At 36.8% G+C, this 11,470-nt stretch carries 10 protein-coding genes; all 10 read left to right on the top strand.

What is annotated here, in order from left to right; all coding sequences use genetic code 11:
* Positions 1–147: 147 nt before the first annotated feature.
* The 10 genes from SPB_RS09205 (at position 148) to cydC (ending at position 11,459) form a co-directional block, all read left to right on the top strand.
* The gene (locus tag SPB_RS09205) at positions 148–705 is read left to right on the top strand and encodes a nucleotidyltransferase family protein (protein ID WP_003102382.1); all 558 of its coding nucleotides are present in this window, start codon (positions 148–150) and stop codon (positions 703–705) included.
* 22 nt (positions 706–727) lie between these two features.
* On the top strand, positions 728–1,438 hold the full coding sequence (locus SPB_RS09200) for a class I SAM-dependent methyltransferase (RefSeq protein ID WP_003105479.1): 711 nt from the start codon (positions 728–730) through the stop codon (positions 1,436–1,438).
* Positions 1,439–1,583: 145 nt separating this feature from the next.
* Positions 1,584–1,901 (top strand): hypothetical protein, encoded by a 318-nt coding sequence (locus SPB_RS09195; protein WP_037621247.1) that lies wholly within the window; start codon positions 1,584–1,586, stop codon positions 1,899–1,901.
* A 166-nt stretch (positions 1,902–2,067) separates the two neighbouring features.
* Positions 2,068–3,114, top strand: coding sequence for a zinc-binding dehydrogenase (locus SPB_RS09190; protein WP_003103293.1), 1,047 nt, complete (start codon positions 2,068–2,070; stop codon positions 3,112–3,114).
* Positions 3,115–3,325: 211 nt separating this feature from the next.
* Positions 3,326–4,228 carry a prenyltransferase gene (locus tag SPB_RS09185; protein WP_037621245.1) on the top strand — a complete coding sequence of 301 codons (903 nt, stop codon included), beginning with the start codon at positions 3,326–3,328 and terminating at the stop codon, positions 4,226–4,228.
* A 32-nt stretch (positions 4,229–4,260) separates the two neighbouring features.
* A complete protein-coding gene (locus SPB_RS09180) occupies positions 4,261–5,475 on the top strand; it encodes an NAD(P)/FAD-dependent oxidoreductase (RefSeq protein ID WP_003102957.1) in 1,215 nt (404 codons plus the stop codon).
* An 81-nt stretch (positions 5,476–5,556) separates the two neighbouring features.
* Positions 5,557–6,984: a cytochrome ubiquinol oxidase subunit I gene (locus SPB_RS09175; protein ID WP_003102532.1), complete on the top strand. Its 1,428-nt coding sequence runs from the start codon at positions 5,557–5,559 to the stop codon at positions 6,982–6,984.
* Positions 6,984–8,003 (top strand): cytochrome d ubiquinol oxidase subunit II, encoded by a 1,020-nt coding sequence (cydB, locus tag SPB_RS09170; protein WP_003103466.1) that lies wholly within the window; start codon positions 6,984–6,986, stop codon positions 8,001–8,003. Before SPB_RS09175 ends, cydB begins: the two co-directional genes overlap by 1 nt.
* Positions 8,003–9,721, top strand: coding sequence for a thiol reductant ABC exporter subunit CydD (gene cydD / locus SPB_RS09165; RefSeq protein WP_003105290.1), 1,719 nt, complete (start codon positions 8,003–8,005; stop codon positions 9,719–9,721). The genes cydB and cydD overlap by 1 nt, the downstream gene beginning before the upstream one ends.
* Entirely contained in the window at positions 9,714–11,459 is a 1,746-nt protein-coding gene (cydC, locus tag SPB_RS09160) for a thiol reductant ABC exporter subunit CydC (protein WP_037621243.1), read from the top strand. The genes cydD and cydC overlap by 8 nt, the downstream gene beginning before the upstream one ends.
* The last annotated feature ends 11 nt before the right edge of the window (positions 11,460–11,470 follow it).

Raw genomic sequence — 11,470 nt, 5'->3', positions numbered from 1 at the left:
GTCATCTGAAACTGAGATATTAGTAGTGTTTTTGTCAAAAAACTCAGTAAATCGATAAGATCACTGTTAAAAGAAGTATAATGATAAGAATAGTAGGAAAAAATTTTTTAATCATTTGATTTCTTGAAATGAAAGCAGGTTCAAAAAGTGAATAAAATTAAAAATATGATTGCTTCTTGTCCAGAAATTATGGATATATTAGCCATGATTAAAAGTGTTGGGTTAGAAGATTCATGGCTTTGTGCAGGAACCTTACGAAACTTTGTTTGGAATCAACTATCCAATAATGCAAACGAGCAAACAACTGATGTGGATTTAGTATTTTATGATCCAAACATAAGCTATCAAGATACTCTAAATTTAGAACAAGAAATCAAAGAGAAGTTCCCGCAGTATGATTGGGAAATAAAAAATGAAGTCTATATGCACGTCCATACTCCAAATGCGCAACCCTATCTAAATGCCTGTGATGCCATTGCTAAGTTTCCGGAAAAATGCACAGCCATTGCAGCAAGACTCGACCCAGAGAATTGTTTAGAAGTCTTTTTACCTTATGGGGAAAGTGATATTTTGGAATTTAAGGTAAGTCCAACTCCTTTCTACCAAGAAGATACCCAACGTCATAAAGTATATAACCAGAGGATGCTCAAAAAGAATTGGCAAAAGTCTTGGCCACAACTTGATATTTATTATTTCTCTGAATAAACTCGCAAAAGAAAGGCACTCTATGTCAGTTAATCTTGAATCATATAAAGAAATGCTTGCTCAACCCTGGGGTAAAATTCAATATGAATTAACCTTTGTCCAGCTTGCCCATATCAAAAATCAGAGGGTCCTAGATTTCGGGGCTGGCTTTGGCTTGACCAGTCAATTCTTAGCCAAAGAAAATGAGGTCATCGCTATCGAGCCAAATGAGGCGGTGCTTGATCCCCAGACGCCGCAAGCTTTTCAGAAAATTTTAGGAAGCATCGAAAAAGTAGAGGAGTTAGAAGCTCAGTCTTTCGATCTGATTATTTGCCACAATGTTTTGGAATATGTAGCTCCGCAGGAACGGACGACCTATTTGCAGGCACTAAAGCGTGTCTTGAAGCCAGATGGTCAACTATCTATTATTAAGCACAATCAGGCCGGTAAGGTCATGCAGGCAGCAGTTTTTGAAAATCGAATCGATAAAGCTTTAGGTCTACTTAACGGTGAAGACTTTGAGTCTGTGTCTTTCACGCAAGGCACTACTTATTCTTTGGAGGAATTGCTAGACGCTTCGCAGATGACCTTGGTCAAATATCAGGGATTGCGCTGCTTCTACAGCCTCCAACCTAATGCCTTCAAAACAGGCGATAATTGGTTTGCAGAAATGACCCAGCTAGAATTAGCTGTCTGTGACTTGAAACCCTATAAAGATATTAGCTTTTTACAACATATTTGGTTAAAAAATTAGTTCTTTTTTCGAAAGCCTATATTAGCTAAAAACTAAGTGGAAATACCCTCTTATTATAGTTAAATATGATATCTAAACCACTTGCTTTCCCTTATGTTTAAGAGTATACTTCATCTCATATTAATTTATGAGAAGGTATATGAGAATGGAAACTATATTGGAACCCTTTTTTGCTCTTATTGGCTTTGCATTTTTAGTGGCTCTCGTTTACTTCCCTTTTAAGGGGAATATTGATGCTGCTAAGGCAGTCGGTGCTCTATACGTCGTAAGTTTTCATGATGTTGATAGACATATTGACTTGAAAGAAAACAAGAAGATGGTGGGAAAAGTCAGGATTGTTTCTAAAACCAGTGACGGTAATTCTTACAATGTCCAGTCTAAAATGAATGACAAAAGCTTAAGAGAATTCTTGATGCAAGAATATGGCCTGACCAAGCATCAAGTTGTAGTTGCCATTGGATAAAAAGTAAAAAGTGTATTTCATAAATGGCTCAGTTGATAAGAATCAGCCGGGTCTTTTTTTATATACAAATTTTTTCTTGACTTAAAGTCCACTTCAAGGTGTATACTTAACATAAGTTATCAGAATTATTAAAAATCATAACTGGTAAAGAATAAGGAGAAGTCAGATGAAAGCAACTATTTTTCATAAAGCAGGCTTAGTTGAAGTTGAAGAAGTCTCAAAGCCTAGTATTCAAGAGGCTGACGATGTTATTATTAAAGTTGTCAGAGCATGTGTTTGTGGCTCGGACTTGTGGGCATATGCTCACGGTGACAACAAAGCAGCTCATTCCATTAATGACGGCCATGAGGCTCTAGGAATTGTTGAGGAAGTTGGAGCAGATATCACGACTGTTCAACCTGGAGATTTTGTTATCGTTCCTTTCACCCACGGATGTGGGCATTGCGATGCCTGTCGAGCTGGTTTTGATGGAACATGTGATAATCATCCTGGCTACAGTAATTGGTCTAATGGTTTCCAATCAGAATACATTCGTTTCCATTATGGCAATTGGGCCTTAGTAAAAGTTCCTGGTCAACCTTCAGACTTCTCTGAAGGAATGATAAAATCATTATTGACACTTGCAGATGTTATGCCAACTGGCTATCACGCTGCTCGTTGTGCACAAGTTTCGGCTGGTGATAAGGTAGTTGTCATAGGTGATGGTGCTGTTGGTCAATGTGCTGTTATTGCTGCTAAAATGATGGGGGCATCTCAAATTGTCTTAATGAGCCGTCATCAGGATCGTCAAGAAATGGCTTTAGCATCTGGTGCCACAGCGGTTGTTGCTGAACGGGGCGAAGAAGGTATTGCCAAAGTTAGAGAAATCCTTGGTGGTGGTGCGGATGCTGCTTTAGAATGTGTTGGGACAGAAGCAGCGATGGACCAAGCCTTAGGTGTTCTTCATAATGGTGGTCGTGTCGGTTTTGTTGGTGTTCCTCACTACAATAACCGTCCATTAGGGTCAACCTTTGCTCAAAACATTTCAGTGGCTGGTGGTTCTGCCTCAGTGACGACTTATGATAAGAAAGTTCTTTTAAAAGCGGTCTTGGATGGTGATATTAATCCAGGACGTGTTTTCACACAGACCTATGCGCTTGAAGATGTCAACCAAGCTTATCAAGATATGCAGGATCGTAAGACCATAAAATCTATGTTAGTCATTGCTGAATAAGGCTAAATTGACCTAGGCTAAATGGGCATAATTCTTTAAAATTCTGAGAAAAGACATTTCTTTTTCAAGGAGATGTCTTTTCTCATGTCTTTCTGTAAAAAAATGACAAAAATGACTTCAAAATGAAAAATTTCAAAATCATTTGTTTTATTCTTGAAACAAATTGGAGTATAATATAAGGGTTAAAGGATATCTAAAAGAAAGGCTTTTTATGACAATTCCTGTATTTTTGGAGCTTGTGGAAATGAAAGCTAAAACAGCGAGTGTTTTACCTTTTCTGATTGGTTTATGCCTTAGCTATTATTACTATGATAGTCTTCATCCCTTCTTAGTTCTTTTGTTCTTTATCGCCATGTTCTTTTTCAACATGTTTGTCGATATGTGGGATAATTATAACGATTATAAAAATGCTATTAACTTGGATTACCAAGCAAAGACCAATATTATTGGCCGCGAAAGCTTATCGGTCAGTTTGATTGAAAAACTGATGGCTGGCTTTCTCTTCATTTCAGCTAGTATTGGTATCCTGTTAACCGCAATAGTGGGTTGGCCCTTATTTGTGATGGGACTCTTTTGCTTTGGTGTCGGCATCCTTTATTCCTATGGTCCGAGACCCTTGTCTAGTTTACCTTTGGGTGAGTTTTTCTCTGGCTTTACGATGGGCTTTGTCATCTCACTGATTTGTGTTTATCTCAATACTTATCAAGATTTCAAGTGGGATTTACCTAACTTAGCAGCTGTTTTCTTGATTTCTCTACCCAACACCCTTTGGATAGCAAATCTCATGTTAGCAAATAATTTATGTGATAAAGAAGAAGATGAAAGTAATCACCGTTATACTTTGGTCCATTACACGGGCCTAAAAGGTGGACTTATGCTATTTGCATTAGGAAATATCATAGCAATTTTAGCAATTGTAGGACAATACTTACTTGGTTTAGCTCCAGTGACTGTATTATTGTGCTTATTTTTGGTACCATTTATATATAAGCAAAGTCGCTTACTATGGCAAAAGCAAGTCAAAAGAGAAACCTTTATCTGCGCTGTCCGCATTTTAGCTTTAGGATCATTTACACAGGTTGTAACCTATTTTATTGGTATATTTTTAAAATAATAAATTGACGTTAATATTACAAGGAGAATATTATGCAAGAAATTTTAGTATTAGGAGCTGGTTACGCTGGCTTGAAAACGGTTCGTAGTTTACAAAAACAAGCTGGTGATTTCCATATTACGCTTGTTGATCGGAACGATTATCATTATGAAGCAACTGAATTACATGAAGTAGCATCTGGTTCACAGCCAAAAGAAAAAATTACTTTCTCAATCAAAGAAGTAATTGATGAAAAAAAAGTAACTTTCATTCAAGACAGTGTTGTTAAAGTTAATCCTGAAGAAAAAACTGCTGAATTAGCAAAATCTGGGACACTCCATTTTGACTACGTTGTAGTTGCTTTAGGTTTCTGCTCTGAAACCTTTGGTATTGTAGGTGCGGAAGAAAATGCCTTGCAAATGGTTGATATCAACACTGCAGAAAATATCCACCGTCATATCATTAAAATGATGGAAAAATACCGTGAAACTAAGGATAAAAATTATTTACGTATCTTAGTATGTGGTGCAGGTTTTACTGGAATTGAGTTAGCTGGTGCTCTTACTGACGAAAAGAAACGTTATGCTGAAATTGCTGGTGTTACTGCAGATCAAATTGAAATCATATGTATCGAAGCTGCAACACGTATCCTTCCAATGTTTGATGATGAGTTAGCTAATCATGGACTTGAATTGATTAAAAAACTTGGTATTAATTTAATGCTTGGTTCTATGATTAAAGAAATCAAACCAGGTGAAGTCGTATATGCAACTAGTCCTGATGAAAATGCTGAACGTCAATCAATCGCTGCAGAAACAATCATCTGGACAACAGGTGTAAGTGGAAGTAAGGTTATGGGAGAGTCTGGATTTGCAGAACGCCGTGGTCGTGTTATAATCAACGCTGATTTACGTGACCCTAAATATGACAATGTCTATATCATCGGTGATGTATCAGCGCTAATCGATCCTTCAAATGATCGTCCTTACCCAACAACTGCTCAAATTGCAACACAAATGGGTGCGCATGCTGCAAAAAATATTTCGCATCAATTGAACAATGAAGCTACTGAGAACTTTACTTATGAATCGAAAGGAACAGTTGCCTCTGTTGGTAATACTCATGGCTTAGGTATTGTTGGTAAATCAACTAAAGTTAAAGGTTATCCAGCATCGTTCATTAAAAAAGCAATTATGAATAAATCATTAGTTGATATGGGGGGGTTGAAAGAACTCTTAGCCAAAGGTCGTTTCGATTTATATCATTAAGATAAAGGCTACTATTTAATTATCGGTTTTTCTTAGCTGTGATGGGTTAGGAAGACACTATACAAATCGGAGGATTTATTAATGACTATTGAAACACTTGCACGTTTTCAATTTGCCATGACAACGATTTTTCACTTCTTTTTTGTGCCTTTTACAATCGGGACATGTTTTGTTGTTGCAATCATGGAAACCTGTTATGTTGTCACTAAAAATGAAGAATATAAAAAGATGACAAAATTCTGGGGCAATATCATGCTCCTCAGTTTTGCTGTTGGTGTTGTTACAGGTATAATCCAGGAATTTCAATTTGGAATGAACTGGTCTGACTATTCTCGTTTCGTAGGGGACATCTTTGGGGCGCCTTTAGCTATTGAAGCCTTACTTGCATTCTTTATGGAATCAACTTTCTTAGGTTTATGGATATTTACTTGGGACAATAAAAAAATTAGTAAAAAGATGCATGCTAGCTTTATCTGGTTAGTTGTTTTCGGTTCATTGATGTCAGCAATGTGGATTCTTATTGCCAATGCCTTTATGCAACATCCAGTGGGCTATGAAGTAATCAATGGACGTGCTCAGATGACGGATTTCTTCGCGCTTATTAAAAACCACCAATTTCTCTATGAATTTTCTCATGTTATTACTGGTGCCATTACAATGGGTGGAACAGTTATTGCAGGTATGGCTGCCTTTAGATTATTGAAAAAAGATAGTTTATCTGAATCTACTCAAAAAATTTATCAAAAGTCATTACGATTGGGGCTACTTGTTACCTTAATTGGATCTATTTCAGTTATGGGTGCAGGAGACTTGCAAATGAAAGCTTTGCTTAATGACCAACCAATGAAATTTGCTGCTATGGAAGGTGACTATGAAGATTCTGGTGACCCTGCAGCATGGACAGTGGTTGCTTGGGCAAATGAAGCAAAAAAAGAACAAGTCTTTGGTATTAAAGTTCCTTACATGTTGAGTATCCTATCCTATGGTAAACCTTCTGGAGCTGTTAAGGGGATGGAAACGGCAAACAAAGAATTAGTTGCTAAATATGGCGAAGACAATTATTACCCAATGGTCAATCTATTATTCTACGGCTTCCGTACGATGGCTGCATTTGGGACATTGATGCTTGGTGTATCAACAATTGGACTATTCTTAACACGTAAGAAAAATCCAATTCTATTTAGACAAAAATGGATGCTTTGGATTGTTGCCCTAACAACAGTTGCACCTTTCCTATCAAATACATTTGGGTGGATTATTACAGAACAAGGACGTTACCCATGGACAGTCTATGGATTGTTCAAAATCAAAGATAGTGTCTCACCAAACGTTTCAGTAACCTCGCTTTTTGTTTCTAATACTGTTTACTTTTTACTATTTAGTGGACTGGGTGCTATGATGGTCTATCTGACTATTCGTGAGTTGAAAAAAGGTCCGGAATTTGAAGAAGAACAATTGTTACTTATGAAAAATGCAGTTGTTGATCCATTTGAGAAAGGAGCCTACTAATGAGCGGTTTACAAATTTTTTGGTTCATCCTTATCGGAGTGCTTTTCTCAGGTTTCTTCTTCTTGGAAGGTTTTGACTTTGGTGTTGGTATGGCGGTTCAAACACTCGCCCATAATGAAGAAGAGAAAGATCAAATTGTTTCTACCATTGGTCCAGTTTGGGATGGTAATGAAGTTTGGTTGCTTACTGGTGGCGGTGCAATGTTTGCATCATTCCCATACTGGTATGCATCTCTATTTAGTGGTTATTACTTAATTTTATTAACAATCTTATTTGGATTAATTATTCGTGGTGTCTCCTTTGAATTTAGACATAATGTTCCTAAATCTCAAAAACAAATTTGGAATTGGACTTTATCAATTGGCTCTGCCATTGTTCCCTTTTTCTTTGGGGTTATGTTCATTAGTTTAATTCAAGGGATGCCTTTAGATGCTAAAGCAAATATGACTGCTCATTTTGGAGATTATTTCAATATCTTCTCTATCGTTGGTGGTGTTGCCATGGTCTTGTTATCTTATCTTCACGGTCTAAATTATATTGCTTTAAAAACAGAAGGACCTGTTAGAGAACGTGCAAACAACTTCGCACAATTTCTTTACTTTGTTCTCTATCTTGGATTAGTAGCATTTGCTATTCTTTTATTCTTCCAAACAGACTTCTTCAGTAATCATCCAATAGTAACAACTCTCTTAGTTTTATTAATTGTTGGGCTAACAGTTTTTGCTCATATCTCAAGCTTTAAAAAAGCTGAGATGCAAGCTTTTATTGCTAGTGGATTGACATTAGTGGCAGTTGTTGTCTTGATTTTCCAAGGATTATTCCCACGTGTAATGATTAGCTCTATCGGCTCAAAATATGATTTGCTAATTCAACATGCATCGTCATCACCATATACTTTAAAAGTGATGTCCTTTGTAGCTATCGGTTTAATACCTTTTGTACTTGCTTACACAGCTTGGGCATATTATATCTTTAGAAAACGGATTACTCTACCAGTTATTGTAACGGGGGAAAAATAATGCTAGATAAAGCAGTTATGCGCTTGTTCGGTATTCATAAAATATTAGGATTGCTTGCAGGATTAGATTTCCTTCAAGCAATCTTTATTATAGGACAAGCTTATTTCTTAAGTAGTGCCATTACAGGACTTTGGCAAGGCCAGAGCCTAAATGCTCAGTTGCTATCTATAATGTTTTTTGTTGGAGCTTATTTTTGCCGACATCTGATTAACTATATTAAGGATGAAAGTTTAGATAAATTCTCTGCTAGGCACGCAAAAGAAATTCGAACGCAACTTTTGAAAAAAGTTTTTGAATTAGGACCAAGTGTAGTGCAGGAACAAGGCTCAGGGAATATGATTACTATGGCTTTAGATGGTGTCTCACTCGTAGAAAATTACTTACATCTTGTTCTCAATAAGATGATGAATATGACAGTAATACCAGTAATCATACTTGCTTTCATTTACTATTTGGATATTGATTCAGGGATCATTTTAACTTTGGTTTTTCCTTTAATTATTCTATTTATGATAATACTAGGTTTGGCTGCTAAAGCAAAGGCTGACCGACAATATGCTTCTTATCAAGTCTTATCGAACCATTTCTTAGATTCACTAAGAGGTATTGACACTTTAAAATTTTTTGGTTTAAGTAAACGTTATGCTAAAAGTATTTATAGTACCAGTGAAAACTTTCGCAAGTCGACCATGTCGGCATTACGAATTGGAATTTTGTCGACCTTTGCCTTAGATTTTTTTACTACCTTATCAATAGCTATTGTAGCTGTCTTTCTTGGGTTAAGATTAATTAATGAAGAAATCTTACTTTTCCCTGCCTTAACAGTCTTGATTCTTTCTCCAGACTATTTCACACCAGTTCGTGATTTTTCAAGTGATTATCATGCAACTCTTGACGGAAAAAATGCATTCCAAGCTATTCAGTCCATTTTAAGTAAAAATAGTTTTAAAAAAGACCAAGTTACTCTAAAAAGTTGGTCTCAAAATAGTCGGTTAGATTTAGAAAACATTGAACTAGCATATGATGGTAATCATTTTATGTCAATTCCAGGCATTAGTATTTCTGGTTTTCAAAAGATTGGTATCATCGGCATGAGTGGTTCTGGGAAATCAAGTCTGATAAATCTCCTTAGTGGATTTTTAGCGCCAAGCAAAGGACAATTTGTACTTGATGGTCAGAAACTAGAAAATATGGATCAAGATGATTGGAAGAAGCAGATGCTTTATATTCCACAAAATCCTTATGTTTTTGAAATGACATTAAGAGACAATTTGACCTTCTATACACCAAATGCAAACCAAGAGGAGATTGATCAAGCAATTGCGGTCGTTGGTCTCCAAGAATTAGTTGCGGAATTACCGCAAGGGTTAGATACAAAAATTGGTAATGGGGCGAGACCTTTGAGTGGAGGTCAGGCACAACGGATAGCTTTAGCTCGTGCTTTTCTGGATAAGGAACGCCGTATTATGCTTTTGGACGAACCCAGTGCTCACCTAGATATTGAAACAGAGCTGGAATTAAAAGAGAAAATGGTTCCACTTATGGCTAATCGTCTTGTCTTTTTTGCCACTCATCGTCTTCACTGGTTAAAAGAGATGGATCAGATTTTGGTTATGGATCAAGGAAAGGTTGTGGAAATGGGTTCTTATCAAGAGTTGTTGGCTAAAAAAGAACATCTTTATAATCTGCAACATGCGATGGGAGGTTTTGATGATTAAAATACCAATAATTCAAGCCCTAGCAAAAGATCAATGGGTCAAACCTTTTTTCAAACGCTATAAGAAATCATTAATATTGGCCTTGTTTTTAGGATTTTTAACTTTCTTTGCTGCCAGCTCACTCATGTTTAACTCAGGTTTTCTCATCAGTAAGTCGGCATCACTACCAAGCAATATCCTCTTAGTTTACATACCAATTGTTTTAACTCGCGCCTTTGGAATTGGTCGCCCTGTTTTTCGATATGTCGAACGACTAACAAGTCACAATTGGGTATTAAAAATGACTTCTAAGCTGCGCCTAAAACTTTATGAAACATTAGAGGAAGACGCAATTTTTCTCAGGAAGAATTATCGACTAGGCGATATCATGGGTCTGTTAGCTGAAGACATCAATCATATTCAAAATCTATATTTGAGAACTGTCTTCCCTACCATTATTGCCTGGGTCTTATATGTCTTTATTATTGTTGGACTGGGTTACTTTAATATCTGGTTTGCCCTATTTGTACTTCTGTATTTGGGAGTTCTTGTTTTTCTTTTTCCACTTTGGTCAGTTATTATTAATGGTGCCAGACAAGAGCAGGAAAAACAGTTAAAAAGTAAATTATATACAGATTTAACAGATAATGTGTTAGGAATTTCAGATTGGATTTTTAGTCAACGTGGTCAAGAATATGTTGCCTTACATGCAGAATCTGAAGCGAAGTTGGCAAGTGTTCAAGCCAAAATGAAGCATTTTAATAATAAACGTAATTTCATTTTTCAATTAGCCTTTGCCATCCTAGCAGTTGTCACCCTAGCTTGGGCTTCAAATCAGTTCCCAGGTGACCATGGAGGTGCGGCTAACTGGATTGCTGCCTTTGTTTTATCAGTCTTTCCACTGATTGATGCCTTTTCAGGCTTAGCTGCTGCAAGTCAAGAATCATCAAGTTACGCAGAATCTTTAAATCGTTTAAACGATTTGCCACAGATCAAAGAACAACAGGTCACTAGACAGCTTCCTGCTGCACCATTTAATTTGAGTATCAGAAATTTAGATTTCCATTATGCTGATTCGGATAAGTTAGTCCTGTCTGACTTGAATTTGGAAATAACAGCTGGCCAAAAACTAGCTATTCTTGGTAAAAGTGGTTCAGGTAAAAGTACCTTAGCCAGTTTAATACGTGGAGATTTACTAGTATCAGCGGGATCTATTTCTCTTTCTGGAATACCTGTTGGTGAGTTAGGAGAACACATTTCAGATTATATCGGTGTGATTCAACAAGCACCCTACCTCTTTAACACAAGTCTCTTGAACAATATTCGCCTTGGCAATAATCAAGCGAGTGAATCCGATGTCTGGGATGTCCTAGCACAAGTTGGTTTAAAAGGAATGGTTTCAGCACTACCCCACGGTATCCATACCATGGTTGATGAAGCAGGTTTGCGTTTTTCAGGTGGTGAAAGACATCGGATTGCCCTTGCTCGGATACTCTTGCAAGACACACCGATTGTACTTTTAGATGAACCAACTGTTGGTTTGGATCCAATTACTGAAAAAGCATTATTAGAGACAGTTTTGGAAGCCTTACAAGGTAAAACTCTTATTTGGATTACACACCATCTGAAGGGAATTGAAAAAGTTGATAAGGTCATCTTTATTGAGGATGGTCAAATTGAAATTTCAGGTGAACCTTCTGTTTTACAAGAAACGAATGACCGTTACCGTCAATTAAAAGCTATCGATGATGGTAAATAAAAGAGCAAGGG

Origin of the sequence: Streptococcus parauberis NCFD 2020 (assembly GCF_000187935.1) — a bacterium.
Taxonomy (GTDB): Bacteria; Bacillota; Bacilli; order Lactobacillales; family Streptococcaceae; genus Streptococcus; species Streptococcus parauberis.
This window is presented reverse-complemented; position numbering and strand designations above follow the sequence as displayed.